Genomic DNA, 19,908 nt, shown 5'->3' with positions numbered 1-19,908 from the left:
GGGTCGCTATGAACCACGCGGCGCGCAGCCGGCTGATGCTGCTGGTACTGGTCCTCGTCGGCATCAATATGCGCCCCCTGCTGACCTCAATCGGCCCCCTCCTTCCCCAGCTGCAGCAGGCCAGCGGTATGAGCTTTACCCTCGTTTCGCTACTCACCGCCATCCCGGTCGTCGCGATGGGCGCGCTGGCGCTGGCCAGCCCGTGGATTGACCGCCGCCTCAGTGAGAACCGGGGGATCGCGCTGAGCCTGCTGGCAATCGCCGCCGGCGCGCTGCTGCGCGAGCTCGCCCCGCGCAGCGGGCTGCTGCTGAGCAGCGCCCTGCTCGGGGGGATCGGCATCGGTATTATTCAGGCAACGATCCCGCGAGTGATAAAACGCCGCTTCCCGCAGCATACGCCCCAGGTGATGGGGCTATGGTCAGCGGCGCTGATGGGCGGCGGCGGTCTCGGTGCGGCCTTGACGCCGTGGCTGGCGCAGCGCAGCACCGTCTGGTACCACGCTCTGGCCTGGTGGACGCTGCCCGCGGCGCTGGCGCTCCTCGGCTGGTGGTCCGTTAACCGCGCGCCCGCGCGGGAAGCGCCTTTCGCCTCAGCGACGCCGGAAACCGCTATTTTCCGCCACCGTCGCGCCTGGACGCTCGGGCTGTACTTCGGCCTCATTAACGGCGGCTACGCCAGCCTGATCGCCTGGCTGCCGCCTTACTACATGCAGTCAGGCTACAGCGCGCAGCTTAGCGGCACCCTGCTGGCCGTGATGACGCTGGGCCAAACCTTCGGCGCCCTGCTGCTGCCGATGCTGGCCCGGCATGAAGATCGGCGCAAATTGCTGATGCTGACGCTGCTGCTGCAGCTGATTGGCTTCTGCGGGTTTATCTGGCTGCCGCTGTATCTGCCGCAGCTCTGGGCGATAAGCTGCGGGATTGGTTTAGGCGGCGCCTTTCCGCTATGCCTGGTGCTGGCGCTCGACCACTCCCGACATCCGGCGATTGCCGGACGGCTGGTGGCCTTTATGCAGGGGATTGGCTTTATCGTCGCCGGCCTCTCGCCATGGCTATCGGGCCTGCTGCGCAGCCTGAGCGGGAATTACGTGCTGGACTGGGCCTTTCACGCCGTCTGCGTGGCGCTCCTGATGGTGATAACGCTGCGTTTTGTGCCGGCACGCTACCCGCAGGAGTGGCGAAAATCGTCGCCGACCGGCGATCGGGCACGATAAGGTCAGGTGCGCAAGGGCCGCTTTCGCCCCCTGCCCGCAGAGAAAAAAGCCAAAAATCAAACCGCTACCTGCGTTAACACTATCGCCGCCAATTGCCTTCGCCAGAATCGTATTTATTACCGAGTGAAATTAATGTGTCGCCGAATCACGACACTCGTAAGTAACTAAAAATTAATAAAAAAATGCCTCTTGTTTCCCCCATTTTTTAGGCGTACATTAGCGCCAGCTGGAGCAGTTACAGCCTGTAATTCCGAACCGCCGCAGCCGCCAGAAGCCTCTGGTTTTTCCTGCGACAGTTCATGGAAAACAATGAAAACAAAATTCGTTTGGCGTTTCGCCGAGAATGCGGAGTAATGAGACGTGAAATACTTTTTTATGGGCGTGTCTTTTATGGTCGTCGTTTGGGCCGGCACCTTTGCCCTGATGATCTAAGCAGCGTGAATAGTTAAAAAAAAGGGAGCCAGCGGCTCCCTTTTTTTATTCCTGTTTTTATTCCCGCACTTATTCCTGGCCTTCGCCCGCCGTCTTGCCCGCGGCAGGAAGCAGTCCGTCGGCGCGGAACATCGATTTTATGCCGCGAATAGCCTGACGGATCCGATCGCGGTTTTCAATCAAGGCGAAGCGCACGTGGGTGTCGCCGTAGTCGCCAAAACCGATGCCCGGCGATACGCACACTTTGGCATCCTGAAGCAGCTTTTTGGCGAACTCCAGCGATCCCATCGCTGCATAGTGCTCAGGGATCTTTGCCCACACGTACATGGACGCTTTCGGGCACTCCACCATCCAGCCCGCTTCGTGCAGCCCCTTAACCAGCACATCGCGACGGCGCTTGTACTGCTCCGCAATATCGCGCACGCACTGCTGATCGCCTTCCAGGGCGGCGATGGCCGCCACCTGCAGCGGGGTGAAGGTGCCGTAATCGTGGTAGCTTTTAATTCGCGCCAGCGCGTTGACCAGCGTTTTGTTGCCGACCATAAAGCCGATACGCCAGCCGGCCATATTGTAGCTTTTCGACAGCGTGAAGAACTCAACCGCCACGTCGCGCGCGCCGGGCACTTCCATAATGGAAGGCGCCTTCCAGCCGTCATAGACAATATCGGCATAGGCCAGGTCATGCACCACCAGCACGTCGTAGCGCTTAGCCAGCGCCACCACTTTTTCAAAGAACTCCAGCTCGACGCACTGCGCGGTCGGGTTTGAAGGGAAGCCAAGGATCATCATCTTCGGCTTCGGATAGCTTTCGCGGATCGCGCGTTCCAGCTCGTTGAAGAAATCAACGCCTTCCACCAGCGGCACCGAACGCACCTGGGCGCCGGCAATGACCGCACCGTAAATATGAATAGGGTAGCTGGGATTAGGCACCAGTACCGTGTCACCGTGATCCAGCGTCGCCAGCATCAGATGCGCCAGCCCCTCTTTCGAGCCGATGGTGACAATGGCTTCCGATTCCGGGTCAATCTCGACGTTGTAGCGATCCTGATACCAGCGCGAGATAGCCCGGCGCAGGCGTGGAATACCGCGAGAGGTCGAGTAGCCGTGGGTATCCGGGCGTTGGGCAACGGTGCACAGTTTTTCAACGATATGCGGCGGCGTCGCGCCGTCCGGGTTGCCCATGCTGAAATCAATAATATCTTCGCCGCGCCGACGCGCAGCCATTTTCAGTTCAGCGGTAATGTTAAAAACGTACGGGGGGAGACGATCGATACGCGTAAAGCGGCGTTCAGGACTGAATTCAGCCATAGATTCCTCGGATTAACGTGAGCGCCCGGACCGTCCGAGCGACGCTGCCGCTGTTGCGACACGTTTAGAAAATAACCCGAAAAAATTCATGCTGTCGAGAGGGCAGAGAAAAAATAAAATCTGGCAGGAAAAACGGGCACTCGTTCCAATAAATACGGCAGCTGCGGATCCGGGTTTAGCCGATACGACCGTTGAAAGTAACATCTTAATATCTTTTGTATTACCATATTTTAGCCGCAAGGCACTCGCTCTTGCAGCCGCCCGGCGTTTGCTGTGGATCCCCTTTTAAGCGTGTGCTTGTTCCCTATTATTGTCTGCGGCTGGCCTTCTGGGGCGAGGTTTTTTATCATAGCGTTTTCCCGCGAATGACACGGCGCCTCCATGCACGAAATATTCACCATGCTGCTCGCAGTTTTTGACCGCGCGGCACTGATGCTGATTTGTCTTTTTTTCCTCATCCGCCTGCGGCTGTTTCGCGAACTGCTGCATAAATCTGCCCATACGCCGAAGGAGCTGCTGGCGGTCACCGCCATCTTCTCCCTGTTTGCCCTGTTCAGTACCTGGTCAGGCGTACCTGTGGAGGGGTCGCTGGTCAACGTGCGCATCATCGCGGTGATGTCCGGCGGGATCCTGTTTGGCCCGTGGGTCGGCGCTATCGTTGGCGTCATTGCCGGGGTGCACCGCTACCTGATCGATATCGACGGCGTTACCGCCATCCCCTGCTTTATCACCAGCATTATCGCCGGGCTATTGTCCGGACTGATCGGCCGCAGGGTGCCCAAGGTCCAGCGCTGGAAGGCCGGGATCCTCGCCGGGATGCTCTGCGAAACGCTGACCATGATCCTCGTTGTGCTGTGGGCGCCCTCTTTTTCGCTGGGCTTCGATATCGTCTCGAAAATCGGTATTCCGATGATCCTCGGCAGCGTCAGTATCGGTTTTATCGTCCTGCTGGTGCAGAGCGTTGAGGGAGAAAAAGAGGCCAGCGCCGCGCGCCAGGCCAAGCTGGCGCTGGATATTGCCAACAAAACGCTGCCGCTGTTTCGCCACGTTAACAGCGAGTCGCTCCGTCAGGTCTGCGACATTATCCGCCGCGATATCAACGCCGATGCGGTGGCGATCACCACCACCGATCGGGTACTGGCCTACGTTGGCTTCGGCGAGGGCAACTATCACGACCGCGACAACGCCATTAGCCCCACCACTCGCCAGGCGATTGAGAGTGGCAAAATTATCATCAAGAACAACGATGAGGCGTACAGAACTCCTGAAATTCACTCGATGCTGGTGATCCCATTGCGGGAAAAAGGCGTCGTCACCGGGACGCTGAAAATCTACTACTGCCACGCGCACCGCATCACTTCGTCGCTGCAGGAGATGGCGATAGGCCTGTCGCAAATCATCTCCACCCAGCTGGAGGTCTCGCGCGCGGAGCAGCTGCGGGAAATGGCCAACAAGGCCGAGCTGCGCGCGCTGCAGAGTAAAATCAATCCGCACTTTCTCTTCAACGCGCTCAACGCTATCTCATCATCGATTCGCATGAACCCGGATACCGCGCGTCAGCTTATTTTTAATTTATCGCGCTATTTACGCTATAACATTGAATTAAAAGACGACGAGCAGATTGATATTAAAAGGGAGCTGTACCAAATCAAGGACTACATTGCCATTGAACAGGCGCGTTTCGGCGACAAGCTCACCGTTATCTATGATATCGATGATGAAGTCAGCTGCGTCATCCCCAGCCTGCTGATCCAGCCGCTGGTAGAAAATGCCATTGTTCACGGGATCCAGCCCTGCAAGGGAAAAGGCGTGGTCACGATTGGCATCAACGAGTGTGGGAACCGGGTACGGATTAGCGTCCGTGATACCGGCAACGGCATCGATCCGGCCGTCGTCGCCCGGGTGGAGGCCGATGAAATGCCGGGGAATAAAATCGGCCTGCTCAACGTTCACCATCGGGTCAAACTGCTGTACGGCGAAGGGCTGCATATCCGGCGCATGACCCCGGGTACGGAGATCACCTTCTACGTACCCAACCGCAACGCCCCTCAGTCTACGCCGGTGTCGCTGCTGCCATGAGCGGAGAAAAAATGAAAGTCATCATCGTTGAGGACGAGTTCCTGGCGCAACAGGAGCTGACCTGGCTGATTAACACTCACAGCCAGATGGAGATTGTCGGTACCTTTGACGACGGGCTGGACGTGCTGAAGTTTCTGCAGCACAACAGGGTTGATGCCATTTTTCTCGACATCAACATCCCCTCGCTGGACGGCGTTCTGCTGGCGCAGAACATCAGCCAGTTTGCCCACAAGCCGTTTATTGTGTTTATCACCGCCTGGAAAGAGCACGCCGTAGAGGCATTTGAGCTGGAGGCGTTCGATTACATCCTCAAGCCCTATCAGGAATCGCGCATTATCAACATGCTGCAGAAGCTAAGCAGCGCCTGGCAACAGCAGCAGCTTCCGGCGGCCAGCACCAGCGCGGCGCCGAACCCGCAGCGGGAAAACGACACCATCAATCTGATCAAAGATGAGCGGATTATCGTCACCAGCATTCACGATATCTACTACGCGGAAGCGCATGAAAAAATGACGTTTGTTTATACCCGGCGGGAGTCGTTCGTGATGCCGATGAACATTACGGAGTTTTGCGCCAAACTGCCGCCGGCGCACTTCTTCCGCTGCCACCGCTCCTACTGCGTCAACCTGAACAAAATTCGCGAAATTGAGCCGTGGTTTAATAACACCTACGTTCTGCGGCTGCGGGATCTGGAGTTTCAGGTGCCGGTGAGCCGCAGCAAGGTCAAAGAGTTCCGCCAGCTGATGCACCTTTAGCCGGCGCTTATCCGGGCCCTCGGGCCCGGAGGCGTGGTTTAGAGGATTTGGCCGAGCGTCTGGCGTAAATGTGCGCCGGAGCCCAGCAGCCCCGGATTGTCGTGGACAATCAGGTACACCGGAATATCCTGCACGAAGGCTTTAAAGCGCCCCTTATCTTCAAAACCACCGCGGAAACCGGACGCCTTAAAGAATTCGAGGAAGCGCGGCACGATACCGCCCGCAATATACACGCCGCCAAAGGTCGCCAGCGTCAGCGCCAGGTTGCCGCCAAAACGGCCCATGATCACGCAGAACAGCGACAGCGCGCGGCGGCAGTCGATGCAGGAGTCGGCAAGCGCGCGTTCGGTCACGTCTTTCGGCTGCAGATTTTCCGGTAAACGACCGTCGGATTTCACTATCGCGCGATAGAGGTATACCAGACCCGGGCCTGAGAGCACGCGTTCGGCGGAAACGTGTCCCAGCTCGGCGCGCAGCTCTTCCAGAATAATGCCCTCTTCTTCGCTGTTCGGCGCGAAGTCGACGTGGCCGCCCTCGCCCGGCAGGCTGACCCAGCGTTTATCAACGTGGACCAGGTGCGCCACGCCGAGGCCGGTCCCCGCGCCATAGACGGCGATAGGTTTCCCCTCCACCGGAGCCGTGCCGCCAAACTGAATCAGGTGCTCGGCTTTGAGCATCGGAATCGCCATCGATACCGCCGTGAAATCGTTGATGATTTCCAGGTGCGCAAACCCGAGGTTGCTTTTCATTTCGGCAATGGAAAACGCCCAGGTATGGTTGGTCATCGCCACCCAGTCGCCGGTGATCGGGCAGGCGATAGCAATGCAGCCATCCTCGACGTCGACGCTGTGCTCGTCGAGATAGACGCGAACAACGGCTTCGAGACTGGGATAATCGAGCCCGGAATAGGTTTTTGCGCGGGAGATCTCCCCGTTCGCCATATCACATAATGCCAGTCGGGCATTGGTTCCGCCGACATCCCCTACTAAAGCAAATTTTGTCATTCCGTTACGGCTCCACTAAAGTCAAAATGATTCTTTTGGCACACTGTAAATTCATGATGCCTTAACAACAACGACCAACGTATAAGCGCCCACAGTTTAGCGACCTATATCACATTTAGGCTGTAATCTGTGCAAAATGGTTTATCCTGCGCCGCCGCGATCGTCAGGCATAGCCTTAAGTTTATCGTTTCAGCACCATTTGCATCGACGCTCTCCTGGCGCGAAGGCAAAGTAGTGCTCCGCCACCTGCAAAAGGAAATTTTCATGCTGCATCCGCGCGCCAGAACAATGCTGTTGCTATCGGTCCCGGCGGTTATCATCGGGATTGCATCCAGCCTGGTATTGATTGTGACGATGAAGGTTGCGAGCGTCCTGCAGAATATCCTCTGGAGCGTTTTGCCGCTAAGCCTCGGCCTTAACGCCGGCGGGCATCTCTGGACCATTGCCATTCTGACGCTCACCGGTATTGCCGTCGGTCTGGTTATCCGCTTTAGCCCAGGCCACGCCGGGCCCGATCCGGCGGCTGAATCGCTGGTCGGCGCGCCGGTCAGCACCAGCGCCTTGCCGGGGCTGATTGCCGCACTCATTTTAGGCCTCGCGGGCGGCGTCAGCCTTGGGCCAGAACACCCCATCATGGTGGTCAATATCGCCCTGGCGGTGGCTATCGGTTCGCGCCTCTTTCCTCGCGTCAGCTCGCTTGACTGGACGATCCTCGCCGCCTCCGGGACTATCGGCGCCCTGTTTGGCACGCCAGTTGCCGCCGCGCTGATCTTTTCGCAAACCCTTAACGGCAGCAACGATGTCCCGCTGTGGGACCGCCTTTTTGCCCCGCTGCTGGCGGCGGCGGCCGGCGCCCTGACAACCAGCCTGTTCTTCAACCCTCATTTCTCGCTACCTATTCCGCACTATCCCCAGATGCGGCTGGTGGATATCTTTAGCGGCGCGGTGGTCGCACTTATCGCAATTGCCGTGGGCATGGTTGCCGTCTGGTGCTTACCGCGCCTGCATGCGCTAATGCACCGCCTGAAAAGCCCCGTTTTAACGCTCGGGATCGGCGGTTTGCTGCTCGGCATTCTCGGAACCGTCGGCGGGCATATCACCCTGTTTAAAGGGCTGGATGAGATGCAGCAGATGGCTTTCAGCCAGACCCTGACCGGCGGCGACTTTATGCTGATTGCGCTGGTGAAGCTGGCGGCGCTGGTGCTGGCGGCCGCCAGCGGCTTTCGCGGTGGGCGGATTTTCCCGGCGGTATTTGTCGGCGTGGCGCTGGGCCTGATGCTGCACGCGCACGTTGACGCCGTCCCGGCGGCGATTACGGTCTCGTGCGCGATTCTCGGCATGACGCTGGTAGTCACCCGTGACGGCTGGCTGAGCCTGTTTATGGCCGCCGTCGTGGTGCCGGACACCACCCTGCTGCCGCTGCTGTGCATTGTGATGCTCCCGGCCTGGCTGCTGCTGGCCGGGAAGCCGCTGATGATGATTAAACGACGCCCCGACTAAACGCGGCTGTTGCGCTCCTCAAGAGCCTGGGTTACCGCGCGCAAAAAGTCGGGGATATCCATTTTGGGCAGCATCACCTCGACCAGCGTCAGCCGGTCGGAGGTTACGCTGTCGTTCATCGCCTCCTTCAGCTCCGCGGTACGCGTCACGCGCCAGCAGCGCGAAGGAACGTCGGGGGCAAACGCCTCCGGCAGGCGGTTCCAGTCCCAGAGGGCAATATCGTTATAGCGCTGCTCCGCCCCGTGGATCGCCCTCTCAACCGTATAGCCTTCGTTGTTAAGCAGCAGAATGAGCGGCCGCTGCTTGTCGCGCAGCATCGAGCCCATCTCCTGGATCGTGAGCTGCGCTGCGCCATCGCCGATAATCAATACCACCCTTCGGTCCGGCGCGGCGGTCTGCGCGCCGTAGGCCGCCGGCAGCGTAAAACCTATCGACCCCCACAGCGGCTGAACCAGCAGCGTCGCATCCGAGGGCAGCCTCAGCGCCGCGACGCCGAATGCCGCGGTTCCCTGATCGGCGAGAATAATATCGCCCGGCCGCAGCTGCTCCTGCACGGTGCTCCAGAAGCTTTTTTGCGTCAGCGCGCCGCCCGTAGCTCCGCCCACCTCCGGCAGCGAGACCGGCGGCAGCGTCCACTCCGCCGCCAGGCTGGCAGAGAGCCCGATCAGGACCGCCAGCGCCTGATCCATCGGGATCCGACTAAACCAGCGCTCCCCTACCCTGACGGCGAACGGCTGGATCTCAATGGTGTGCTCTGGCGGTAAATGCTGGGTAAATCCGGCGGTAATAGTGTCGGTAAAGCGTGTGCCTACGCAGATGATGGTATCGGCATTTTCAATGGTTTCGCGGGTCTGGGGCGCGCTGGCGATGCCGCTGTAGGTGCCGACAAAACCGGGGTTCTGCTCGTCAAAGAGCCCCTTGCCCATCAGCATGGTGGCGTGAGCAATCGGCGTTTTTTCGACCCAGGTTCTTAGCGTTTCCTGTAGGCCATAGCGCTGGGCGAGAAAATCCGCCAGCAGCGATACCCGCCGGCTTCCCCGCAGCAGCAGTCCCGCATACTCCTGAAAGCCGGCCAGCTGATTCTCGTCCGCTGGCGGCCCCTCAATCACCAGACGACGCGCGGGCGGCGTGGCGCTGGCCCTTGCGACGTCGGCAGGCAGCATTAAATAGCCGGGGCGATGGTGGGCCAGCATTTCGCTGAGGACGCGATCGATTTCATGGCAGGCGTTGCCCGCCGTCAGGGTGGCCTGAGTGCAGGTAATCTGCTCGCTCATCCGCACAAAATGCGTAAAATCGCCATCCCCCAGCGTGTGGTGCAGCAGCTCCCCCCGCTGCTGGGCGCCGCTGCAGGGAGCACCCACGATATGCAGAACCGGGACGTGTTCGGCATAGCTGCCCGCCACGCCGTTAAGCGCGCTCAGCTCGCCAACGCCGTAGGTCGTCAGCAGCGCACCGGCGCCCTTGATACGCGCATAGCCGTCGGCCGCATAGGCGGCGTTCAGTTCGTTCGCGCAGCCGACCCATCCCAGCTCCTCATGCGCGATCACACGATCGAGGAACTGCAGGTTGTAATCTCCCGGTACGCCAAACAAGCGGTCTATGCCGCAATCTACAAGGCGATCCAGCAGATAATCGCCAATCGTGTAAGTCGGTTGCATAGCCATACTCCTTATCCCGTGCAGGTAATTTGAGTATTGAATAAGCGATCGTACTGTCCAGATTGTGTCGAATATATGAAGTGGAAAGCAAAATTTACGACTTTGGGGTGTGTACTCCGGGCTGAACATTCTTTAGTGTAAACGTATACACAAGCTGTTTTATCTGCGGAGGAAGTATGGTTTACCAGGCAAATGCGACGCGATATCAGACAATGGAATTCCGCCGATGCGGCCAGAGCGGGCTAAAGCTGCCGGCAGTTTCTCTCGGCCTTTGGCATAACTTTGGTGACGAAACGCGAGTAGAAACCAGCCGCCAGCTGCTGCGTCACGCCTTCGATCTCGGCATTACGCACTTCGATCTGGCCAACAACTACGGGCCGCCGCCGGGTTCTGCTGAGAGCAATTTCGGCCGCATCCTGCGGGAGGATTTTTTACCTTATCGCGATGAGCTGATTATCTCCAGCAAGGCCGGTTACACCATGTGGGACGGGCCTTACGGCGACTGGGGGTCGCGCAAGTATCTGATTGCCAGCCTCGATCAGAGCCTGAAACGGATGGGGCTGGAATACGTCGATATCTTCTATCATCACCGCCCCGATCCCGAGACTCCGCTGCTGGAAACGATGCGCGCACTTGACCACATCGTGCGTCAGGGTAAAGCGCTTTACGTCGGGCTATCGAACTACCCTCTCGCCCAGGCGACGGAGGCGGTGAGCATTCTCAACGATCTCGGCACGCCGTGCATTATTCATCAGCCAAAATACTCCATGTTAGAGCGCTGGGTTGAAGACGGGCTGCTGGATTTCCTGCAGGCCGAGGGGGTCGGAAGCATTGCGTTTTCACCGCTGGCCGGCGGCCAACTGACCGACCGCTATTTACACGGTATCCCGGCTGATTCCCGGGCCGCCAGCGGCAGCCGCTTCCTGCAGGCGGATCAGCTGACGGCAGAAAAGCTGGAGAAAGTCCGCCAGCTGGACGCCCTGGCGCAGGCGCGCGGACAGAAGCTATCGCAGATGGCGCTGGCCTGGGTGCTGCGCGGCGAAAAAGTGACCTCGGTGCTGATCGGGGCCAGCAAAACGGCCCAGCTCGACGATGCCGTCGGGATGCTCGCCAATCGCCACTTCAGCTCTGATGAGTGCGCGAAAATAGACGCGATTCTGGCGGCGTAAACAAAAAGTTACTTTAGCAAAAAGGTTGTTTTAGCAAAAAGTGCTCTTATCCGCGATTTAGGAGTTCATCCAATGCTGCGGGGCTTCACCGCCTCGTAATATCACGTTAACAAGCCGCAAGGCTCGATCGTGAAGGAGAAGAGTATGTTCAGGTCACTGATACTGGCTGCCGTGCTGTTGGCTTCAGCGCCATTAGTTGCTAACGCTGGTGAAATCACCCTGCTGCCATCTGTAAAATTACAAATAGGCGATCGCGACAATTACGGTAATTACTGGGACGGTGGCGGCTGGCGCGACCGTGATTACTGGCGTCGTAACTACGAATGGCGCGATAACCGCTGGCGGCATCATGACAACGGCCGTCACCGCGGCTGGGATAAGCGCAAAGCTTATGAACGCGGCTACCGTGAAGGCTGGAACGATCGCGACGACCGTCGCGGCGGCTGGGGGCGTGGACCGGGAGGTCGCGGACACGGACACGGTCACGGCCATCACTAAATGTCCTGCAATCAGTTACATCAAACGGGGGAGCCTTGCGGCTCCCCCGTTTATTACCCGCTTATAATCCCAACACCGTCCCCACCAGCAGCCAGCCGTTCAGCGTAACCACAATCGCCACGATGACCCAGCCGGTTCGCTTAATCCATGCCGTATTCACCAGATCGCCCATCAGCTTCGGGTTACTGGTAAAAATCAGCAGCGGCACCAGCGCCAGCGCAATACCAAAGCTCAGCAGCACCTGGCTCATCACTAAGATACGGGTCGGATCGAGCCCCATCATGATGACGATAAACGACGGCAGCATAGTAACCGCCCGGCGAAACCACAGCGGAATATGAAAGCGAATAAACCCCTGCATCACCACCTGGCCCGCCAGGGTACCAACCACCGTCGACGACAGCCCGGCAGCCACCAGGCTGAGGCCAAATATGGTTGCCGCGGCGTGGCTCAGCAGCGGCTCCAGCGTCAGGTAGGCGGCATCAAGATCGGCGACGCCGGTATGACCGTTAAAGTGAAACGCGGCGGCGGCGGTGGCCATCATCGCCAGGTTAACAAAGCCGGCGATGGTCATGGCAATCGCCACATCCCAGCGGGTGGCGTTATAGCGCTCTTTGCGCGTGCCGTCATGCAGGTTCTGGGTCAGCGACGAGTGCAGATAGATGACGTGAGGCATAATAGTGGCCCCCAGCACCCCGGCCGCCAGGAACACCGCTTCTCCGTTAGGCAGGCTCGGGATAATCATCCCTTTCGCCAACGGCGCCAGCGCCGGCTGGGAGAAAATCAGCTCAACGATATAGGCGCCGGCAACAAACAGCAGCAGCCCGCCAATGACCTTCTCCAGCGGCTTTTGCCCACGACGCTGGAGCATCAAAATCAAAAACGTGGCGATACCGGTCAGCACGGCGCCCTGCAGTAAAGAGACGCCAAGCAGCAGCTTAAAGCCGATCGCCGCGCCAATAAACTCGGCAAGGTCCGTCGCCATGGCGATAATTTCCGCCTGCACCCAATAGAACCACACCACCGGGCGCGGATAGTGGTCGCGGATCTGCTCCGCGAGATTTTTACCCGTCGCAATTCCCAGCTTTGCCGACAGCACCTGAATCAGCATCGCCATCAGGTTTGCCCACACCACTACCCACAGCAGCTGGTAGCCGAAGCTGGCGCCCGCCTGGATATTGGTCGCAAAGTTACCGGGATCGATATACCCGATGGCAGCAATAAAGGCAGGCCCCATCAAAGCGAGCTTCATCTTGCGCGCTGCGCGACCGCTGCTATTCTCAACGCGACTGCTTGTCATTTTCTGCCTCAGAAATATAGCCTTTGCTATGTTTAATGCTACCAAAATGCGAATGATTATCAAGTTCATTTATAACGGCGATAATTATTGCTTTGATAGGAGGAAACGATAGCGGCTAACAACGAAAAGGTGGCATTGATGGAAGTCCATCGCGCCTGGTCATCAGATTAGTACAATCTAAGCAACTTTTAAAACCTTTACGCAACATAACAAAAATGTATGTTCGATCACTATTTTGGTGATTAGTCACAGTTCCTTGCAATAGTGTGGATTTGATCTCGTTTTCTTTGGGCTTGTTACATAGAATGTGCACAGAAATTTAACCTGCCTCATATTTGGAGCAAATATGGACCGCGTCCTGCACTTTATTCTCGCGATCGTCGTGGTGGCTATTTTGGCCCTTTTGGTCAGCCACAACCGTAAGCAGATTCGTATTCGTTATGTTATTCAATTGCTTGTCATTGAAGTCCTGCTGGCATGGTTCTTCCTGAACTCCGATATCGGTCTGGGTTTCGTGAAAGGATTCTCCGAGATGTTCGAAAAACTTCTCGGCTTTGCTAACGAAGGGACCAACTTCGTCTTCGGCAATATGAACGATAAAGGCCTCGCCTTCTTCTTCCTCAAGGTTTTGTGCCCAATCGTCTTCATCTCTGCGCTGATCGGTATTTTGCAGCATATCCGCATCCTGCCTATCGTCATTCGCGCGATCGGTACCGTGCTGTCTAAAATCAACGGCATGGGTAAGCTGGAATCATTCAACGCCGTCAGCTCGCTGATTCTGGGCCAGTCGGAAAACTTTATCGCGTATAAAGATATCCTCGGCAAAATGTCGCGTAACCGCATGTACACCATGGCGGCGACCGCAATGTCCACCGTTTCCATGTCCATCGTCGGCGCGTACATGACCATGCTGCAGCCGAAGTACGTCGTCGCGGCGCTGGTACTTAACATGTTCAGTACCTTTATCGTCCTGTCGCTGATTAACCCTTACCGCGTTGATGAAAGCGAAGAAAATCTGCAGATGTCGAACCTGCATGAAGGTCAGAGCTTCTTTGAAATGCTGGGTGAGTACATCCTGGCAGGCTTTAAAGTCGCGATTATCGTTGCGGCGATGCTGATCGGTTTCATCGCGTTAATCTCTGCGCTGAACGCCCTGTTCGCGACCGTTACCGGCTGGTTCGGTTACAGCATCTCCTTCCAGGGTATCCTCGGCTACATCTTCTACCCGGTTGCATGGGTGATGGGCGTACCGGCAGGTGAAGCGCTGCAGGTCGGCAGTATCATGGCGACTAAACTGGTTTCAAACGAATTCGTTGCGATGATGGATCTGCAGAAAATTGCCAGCACGCTCTCTCCGCGTGCGGAAGGCATTATCTCCATCTTCCTGGTCTCCTTCGCCAACTTCTCTTCAATCGGGATTATTGCCGGGGCGATTAAAGGCCTGAACGAAGAGCAGGGTAACGTTGTTTCCCGCTTTGGCCTGAAGCTGGTTTACGGCTCGACCCTGGTGAGCGTGCTCTCAGCGTCTATCGCCGCGCTGGTACTGTAATTTCTTAAGGTTGTGCAAAAGCCGGGCGAGTCCCGGCTTTTTTACGCCCGTAGTTCCTCAAGCGGCCGCGGCTTGCCGATCAGGTAGCCCTGCAAATAGTCAACGCCTAGCGCCAGCAGCCGCGCCTTCTGCTCTTGCGTTTCCACGTACTCCGCCACAACCGTCAGGTTTTTCACTCTCGCCATCTCGATGATGGATTTGATAATGATCGCATCCAGAGGGTCGGTTTCCACGTCGCGCACGAAGCAACCGTCAATCTTCACGATATCCGCCTGGAGCCGCTTCAGGCGCTCATAGTTCGCATAGCCGGTACCAAAGTCATCGATAGCAATGGCGCAGCCAAAATCCCGCAGCTGCTGGATGTTGTGGAGGCTGGTTTGCTCATCGCAGAAGGCCTGCTCTTCGGTAATTTCGAGGGTGATCGCTTCGGCCTGGAGGTTATAGCGTCTGAACAACGCAATAATCTGCGCCGCGCTGTCGCGCTGCATCAGCGTGTAGGGCAGAAGATTAACGGAGAAGTGCTGGCCCGGATGACGATGCAGGGTGCTGAACAACGTTTCCAGTACCAGCATGTCGAAACGCTGGCTCAGGTTGAACTGCACGATGAGCGGAATAAAGCGGTCCGGCGTAATGACGGTTTCTCCGCACTGCATCCGCGTAAGCACTTCGTAATAGCCCTCCCCCGCCGCGTTCTGGATCGGCTGGGCATACAGCACGAGATCGCGTTTGCTGAGCGCCTGCTTCACCCGGGTCAGCATGCGCACCTGCTCGCTGGTCTGATCGGAAACCTGCCCCTGCGTCGCGTCCAGCGCCAGCACCCGCTGCGCTGCGCCGGCCTGCTCCGAAAGCCAGCTCAGCTGGCCCAGCATTGGATGAAGCTCGGCCTCGACGCCGTGATGTCGGCCCCACGATGCGCCAAACTCCAGATCCAGCGTCTGGTTATTCCAGCTAAACTTATTGTGGTTGAGTATCGCCACGATGTGGCCTAGCCGCGCCTCGGGTTCCGGCCCGCACAGCACCAGCAGCAGCTCGCTGCCGGGTAGCTGAAATATTTTATCTCCCGCCCCCAGCAGCGGCTGCACCTTACCGGCTACCTGCCGCTTGCAGTGCACGCGCATCATCATGCCGTAATGGCGGCTGAGGAAGTCCAGATTATCAATTCGCAGGCTGCTGATGGCGACCTGAGGATTGCGGCGTAAATGGCACTCCAGCGCACGCAGATTAGGTAATCCGGTCAGCGGGTCCTCCTGCGCCTGATCCCGCCATCTGAGCTTGATTCTTTCGTTCTGAGCGTAAATATCCAGCATATAAAACAAGCAGATGGTGAATGAGATGAGTACCGAGAGCACGAATGATAAGGCGTATTCAGTCTTTACGCCCTGCAGGAAATTTTGATTATAGGCAACCAGCAAGAATGCTGAAACGGACCATGAAATACGGATCAGCACATGGCCCAGCCGGCTAATACCAATAAAATAGAGAATAAAAATAAGCGGGACTAAATAACCTGCAATAAAAACAGAGTTATAAGGTGCACAAAGTACCGCTAATATTGCTGCGAGCGCCATAAACCAGTACAGCGTAAATACCCGACGCTCGCGCGTAAGCCACGGTTGACAATGTCGAAGCCAGAATGTGCTGGCAAAACGCGGACTGATAATCATCCGCAACGGATAATAAAAGAAGGTCGTAAAAATTAACGCCGCGCAAATCAAACTCTGAATATCAATAATGGTATAAATTGCCGGCATACCTTTGAAATAACTCGATATAACCAATGGGAAAGAAAAAAACACCCCCGCCAGATACATGGTAACTTTCATTAATATGGGGGCAAAAAATCCGCCCCAAAAGATTCTGATACCCATCCGCTTTGTGGTGAGCCCGCTGCGCCACGTCTTACCGAGCAGCATGCGGACAACGGCGCACGACGCCAGCACCGAGAATAGCTGACAGAATAATAAAATTGCCGCCTGCGGTATCGTCAGAGGGATTATCCAGGCGTTAGTGATAGCAAAGGCGATAATCAGCGGGCCGACCGCATAGCGGCCAAATATAAAGATGACCGCGTACATCATACTTAGCGGTAGCCAGGCGAGGAAAATTTGGTTGCCGTCAATCAATGCCTGAGGTGAAATAAACCTGGCTAATGGAATCGTAATTAAACAAACGATCAGCGCGAGTAAAGATCTTCTGATATTAATGTTAAATTTACCTGTCATTATTGTTAATTAAAGGTCCCGCGCCGGAATTATATTTAATATATAAATACTATGTTGGTTAATTATGGCAAGCAAGGTAATAAGCCAGGGAAAATTCTTAAATTACATTTCATTCTACTAGCAGTAGGTTTTCTGACGTAAGCACAAAGTGCTTTACATTGGCGGAGGAGAAAACAAAAAACCCCCGCCGAAGCGAGGGTTTCGAATTTGGTGGAGCTAAGCGGGATCGAACCGCTGACCTCTTGCATGCCATGCAAGCGCTCTCCCAGCTGAGCTATAGCCCCAACAGTACGTTTTACAACCAAACCTGATGGGAACAGGATTTGGTGGAGCTAAGCGGGATCGAACCGCTGACCTCTTGCATGCCATGCAAGCGCTCTCCCAGCTGAGCTATAGCCCCGTAACATAAAACGTGTCGTGTTGACGGGCGGCATAATATGAATTCCTTCGTCAGGTGTCAACGGCAAAATCACCCCTCTGAATTTGATCGCTGAAAAAGCAGGCAAATAGCTGACATTGCGAAGCTTATCGCAGGGAGAAGTTAAACATGTCACTCTTTCATCTAAAAGGATGCTATAACATGAACAACTAATTCCCACATCTTTACTCAGGAAATAGTATGCTCAAGGAACGAATGACACCTGAAGAAATCGCCCATCTCACCGGCTTCAGCCGGCAGACAATCAATAAATGGGTACGCAAAGAAGGATGGCAAACCTCCCCCCGACCCGGCGTGCAGGGAGGCAAAGCCCGCCTTGTACACGTCAACGAGCAGGTGCGCGATTTTATTCGTAGCGCACAGCGCGTGGCGGAAACGCCTCCCTCCTACGCCAGCGTAGAAAACGACCTTGAACCGCTGCTGCTTACTCTGAGCAAAGAGATGACCCCCGGCGAACAGAAAAAGCTGATGTCGCTTTTGCTGCGTGAAGGTATCACCGGTTTACTCCAGCGCCTGGACATTCGCGACCAGTAACATGATGATGAAATTAAAAGATAAGATGACCCCGGCAGAGCTTGCGGAATGTCTCGGCCTTGCCAGACAAACGATTAACCGCTGGGTCAGAGAGCAAAAGTGGCGTACGGAGGCCATTCCCGGCGTCAAAGGTGGGCGCGCCCGTCTCATCGTTATCGACAGGCCGGTTCTCGATTTTCTGGCAAATATTCCCGCGCTGCGACACCTGATTGCCGATTATCAGCTGGCAGAACCGCCTGGCCACTACTTTATTAACGATGCCGGAGCTATCTGGCGACAAATTGCCGAGACGCTTCATCTCATGACGCCGGAAGAACAGCAGCATTTGCGGGACTTTCTTGCAAGAGAGGGCATCAGCGGATTTTTATCGCGTCTGGGAATTAGCGGCGAGCGGTCAAAAGAGTAAAAAAACGGCAGGAGTGCCTGCCGTTATACGTAGCTTATGATGCTCAGGCCTGCTGGCTTTCGCGTTCAGCAATAAACGCCAGCGCTTTGTTGATGCGTTCTACGCTGCGGGATTTACCAATCGCATGAACGGTCACGTCGAGGGCCGGAGATTGTCCAGCGCCGGTTACCGCAACGCGCAGCGGCATCCCAACTTTCCCCATCCCAACTTCCAGCTCATCCGCCGTCGCCTGAATAGCGTGGTGAACGTTTTCTGCCGTCCAGTCGGTCACCGCAGCCAGCTTATCGCGTACCACTTCCAGCGGCTGACGCGCAACCGGGCGGAGGTGTTTTTTCGCCGCGTCGGCGTCAAACTCGTCAAACTCTTCATAGAAGTAACGGCAGCTCGCCGCCATCTCCTTCAGCGTTTTGCAACGCTCGCCGAGCAGCTTCACCAGCTCAGCCAGCTGCGGGCCGTTACGGGTATCGATATTTTCCTGCTCGATATGCCACTGCAGATGCGTTGCCACATACTCCGGCGCCAGGGAGTTAATGTAGTGATGGTTCAGCCACTGCAGCTTCTCGGTGTTAAACGCGCTGGCGGATTTGCTGACCGCGCCGAGGGAGAAGAGCTTAATCATCTCTTCACGGGTGAAGATCTCCTGATCGCCGCTGGACCAACCCAGGCGTACCAGGTAGTTCAGCAGCGCTTCAGGCAGGTAGCCATCATCGCGGTACTGCATCACGCTTACCGCACCGTGGCGCTTAGAGAGTTTTTTACCGTCATCGCCGTTGATCATCGAAACGTGCGCATAGACCGGCACCGGCGCGTTCAATGCTTTAAGGATGTTGATCTGACGCGGAGTGTTGTTGATATGGTCTTCACCACGGATCACGTGGGTGATCTCCATATCCCAGTCATCCACGACAACGCAGAAGTTATAGGTCGGAGAACCGTCGGTACGGCGAATGATCAAATCGTCCAGCTCCTGGTTACTGAACTCAATCGGTCCGCGGATCTGATCGTCAAAAATAACGGAACCGTCCTGCGGGTTGGCAAAACGTACCACGCACGGTTCGTTGTCCGCATGATGTTCGTGACCATGGCGGCAGCGACCGTCGTAGCGAGGTTTCTCGCCGTTTGCCATCTGCTCTTCGCGCAGCGCGTCGAGGCGCTCTTTAGAGCAGTAGCATTTATAGGCCGTACCCGCTTCCAGCATTTCATCAATAACGGCGTTGTAGCGGTCAAAACGTTTAGTCTGGAAATAGGGACCTTCGTCCCACTCCAGATTCAGCCAGTTCATCCCATCCATAATGGCTTCGATTGCTTCCGGCGTGGAGCGCTCGAGATCGGTGTCTTCAATACGCAGTACAAACTCACCGTTGTTGTTGCGGGCAAAAAGCCAGGAGTAGAGAGCAGTACGCGCGCCGCCAACGTGCAGATAGCCTGTCGGGCTGGGCGCGAAGCGAGTTTTGATTTTCATGAAATGGCCTTACGTTTAATAAAGATGCCGACAACCGGCAGAGTCTGTTGGTATTTATGGGTGAATATTCTAACACCGTAGGCTGATTCCTCAATGTAGTTCCCGTCTGAACGTCACGCTTTGCCATTTTTGTTTATAAATCATGCGCCGCGGATGCTTTCGCGATCGTTTTGTTTAATTTTACGACGAACAAACAAATTATTTAGAAAAGGCGTTGACTCATTTTCAACTCTCCCTATAATGCGACTCCACACAGCGGGGGTGATTAGCTCAGCTGGGAGAGCACCTCCCTTACAAGGAGGGGGTCGGCGGTTCGAACCCGTCATCACCCACCAACTACTTTACGTAGTCTCCGCCGTGTAGCAAGAAATTGAGAAGT

16 protein-coding genes and 3 tRNA genes are annotated in these 19,908 nt (G+C 56.3%); 11 read left to right on the top strand and 8 right to left on the bottom strand.

The genetic code is table 11. The annotated features are described in order from the left end of the window. Positions 1–8: 8 nt before the first annotated feature. Both RTE01_RS25055 and ypdK read left to right on the top strand, forming a co-directional pair. A complete protein-coding gene (locus RTE01_RS25055) occupies positions 9–1,214 on the top strand; it encodes a cyanate transporter (protein ID WP_255313559.1) in 1,206 nt (401 codons plus the stop codon). Positions 1,215–1,574: 360 nt separating this feature from the next. Further along, positions 1,575–1,646 (top strand): membrane protein YpdK, encoded by a 72-nt coding sequence (gene ypdK, locus RTE01_RS25050; RefSeq protein WP_134528598.1) that lies wholly within the window; start codon positions 1,575–1,577, stop codon positions 1,644–1,646. A gap of 69 nt (positions 1,647–1,715) precedes the next feature. On the opposite strand, the gene alaC is transcribed toward ypdK, so the two are convergent. After that, complete coding sequence (alaC, locus tag RTE01_RS25045) at positions 1,716–2,954, bottom strand: alanine transaminase (RefSeq protein WP_133599322.1); 1,239 nt, start codon at positions 2,952–2,954, stop codon at positions 1,716–1,718. Between the two features lie 399 nt (positions 2,955–3,353). On the opposite strand from alaC, the gene RTE01_RS25040 reads away from it, so the two are divergent. After that, a complete protein-coding gene (locus RTE01_RS25040) occupies positions 3,354–5,033 on the top strand; it encodes a sensor histidine kinase (RefSeq protein WP_166793784.1) in 1,680 nt (559 codons plus the stop codon). A gap of 11 nt (positions 5,034–5,044) precedes the next feature. Then, positions 5,045–5,788, top strand: coding sequence for a LytR/AlgR family response regulator transcription factor (locus RTE01_RS25035; protein ID WP_041147713.1), 744 nt, complete (start codon positions 5,045–5,047; stop codon positions 5,786–5,788). A gap of 38 nt (positions 5,789–5,826) precedes the next feature. Here RTE01_RS25035 and glk read toward each other — a convergent pair whose 3' ends face one another. Next, positions 5,827–6,792 (bottom strand): glucokinase, encoded by a 966-nt coding sequence (gene glk / locus RTE01_RS25030; RefSeq protein ID WP_041146633.1) that lies wholly within the window; start codon positions 6,790–6,792, stop codon positions 5,827–5,829. Positions 6,793–7,056: 264 nt separating this feature from the next. Between glk and RTE01_RS25025 the strand changes: the two genes are divergently transcribed. Then, positions 7,057–8,292 (top strand): ion channel protein, encoded by a 1,236-nt coding sequence (locus RTE01_RS25025; protein ID WP_041146634.1) that lies wholly within the window; start codon positions 7,057–7,059, stop codon positions 8,290–8,292. Here the strand turns inward: RTE01_RS25025 and RTE01_RS25020 are convergent. Then, entirely contained in the window at positions 8,289–9,950 is a 1,662-nt protein-coding gene (locus RTE01_RS25020; RefSeq protein WP_141335451.1) for an alpha-keto acid decarboxylase family protein, read from the bottom strand. The genes RTE01_RS25025 and RTE01_RS25020 overlap by 4 nt on opposite strands. Before the next feature lie 176 nt (positions 9,951–10,126). On the opposite strand from RTE01_RS25020, the gene mgrA reads away from it, so the two are divergent. Together mgrA and RTE01_RS25010 are read left to right on the top strand one after the other, a co-directional pair. Continuing rightward, positions 10,127–11,119, top strand: a complete 993-nt coding sequence (mgrA, locus tag RTE01_RS25015) for an L-glyceraldehyde 3-phosphate reductase (protein WP_041146636.1) — start codon at positions 10,127–10,129, stop codon at positions 11,117–11,119. Between the two features lie 144 nt (positions 11,120–11,263). Further along, positions 11,264–11,617 carry a DUF2502 domain-containing protein gene (locus RTE01_RS25010; protein ID WP_041146637.1) on the top strand — a complete coding sequence of 118 codons (354 nt, stop codon included), beginning with the start codon at positions 11,264–11,266 and terminating at the stop codon, positions 11,615–11,617. A gap of 61 nt (positions 11,618–11,678) precedes the next feature. Here RTE01_RS25010 and RTE01_RS25005 read toward each other — a convergent pair whose 3' ends face one another. Then, a complete protein-coding gene (locus RTE01_RS25005; RefSeq protein ID WP_041146638.1) occupies positions 11,679–12,917 on the bottom strand; it encodes an Nramp family divalent metal transporter in 1,239 nt (412 codons plus the stop codon). Positions 12,918–13,263: 346 nt separating this feature from the next. On the opposite strand from RTE01_RS25005, the gene RTE01_RS25000 reads away from it, so the two are divergent. Beyond that, positions 13,264–14,466: a NupC/NupG family nucleoside CNT transporter gene (locus RTE01_RS25000; RefSeq protein WP_041146639.1), complete on the top strand. Its 1,203-nt coding sequence runs from the start codon at positions 13,264–13,266 to the stop codon at positions 14,464–14,466. 41 nt (positions 14,467–14,507) lie between these two features. On the opposite strand, the gene RTE01_RS24995 is transcribed toward RTE01_RS25000, so the two are convergent. The 3 genes from RTE01_RS24995 to RTE01_RS24985 all read right to left on the bottom strand — a co-directional run bounded on the left by RTE01_RS24995 (position 14,508) and on the right by RTE01_RS24985 (position 17,088). Further along, entirely contained in the window at positions 14,508–16,688 is a 2,181-nt protein-coding gene (locus RTE01_RS24995) for a sensor domain-containing phosphodiesterase (protein WP_123551801.1), read from the bottom strand. Between the two features lie 208 nt (positions 16,689–16,896). Next, positions 16,897–16,972 (bottom strand) — tRNA-Ala (locus RTE01_RS24990). A 40-nt stretch (positions 16,973–17,012) separates the two neighbouring features. Further along, a tRNA-Ala gene (locus RTE01_RS24985) sits at positions 17,013–17,088 on the bottom strand. 219 nt (positions 17,089–17,307) lie between these two features. On the opposite strand from RTE01_RS24985, the gene RTE01_RS24980 reads away from it, so the two are divergent. Both RTE01_RS24980 and RTE01_RS24975 read left to right on the top strand, forming a co-directional pair. Then, a complete protein-coding gene (locus tag RTE01_RS24980) occupies positions 17,308–17,661 on the top strand; it encodes a YfeC-like transcriptional regulator (protein WP_041146641.1) in 354 nt (117 codons plus the stop codon). Between the two features lie 4 nt (positions 17,662–17,665). Further along, positions 17,666–18,067, top strand: a complete 402-nt coding sequence (locus tag RTE01_RS24975; RefSeq protein ID WP_041147714.1) for a YfeC-like transcriptional regulator — start codon at positions 17,666–17,668, stop codon at positions 18,065–18,067. Between the two features lie 43 nt (positions 18,068–18,110). Here the strand turns inward: RTE01_RS24975 and gltX are convergent, their stop codons facing one another. Continuing rightward, positions 18,111–19,529: a glutamate--tRNA ligase gene (gltX, locus tag RTE01_RS24970; RefSeq protein ID WP_041146642.1), complete on the bottom strand. Its 1,419-nt coding sequence runs from the start codon at positions 19,527–19,529 to the stop codon at positions 18,111–18,113. Between the two features lie 259 nt (positions 19,530–19,788). Between gltX and RTE01_RS24965 the strand changes: the two genes are divergently transcribed. Then, positions 19,789–19,864 (top strand) — tRNA-Val (locus RTE01_RS24965). Positions 19,865–19,908: the final 44 nt, after the last annotated feature.

It is taken from the genome of Klebsiella terrigena (genome assembly GCF_006539725.1).
Lineage (GTDB): Bacteria > Pseudomonadota > Gammaproteobacteria > Enterobacterales > Enterobacteriaceae > Klebsiella > Klebsiella terrigena.
Note: the sequence above shows the minus strand (reverse complement) of the source record. Positions and strands in the feature narration are given on the sequence as shown.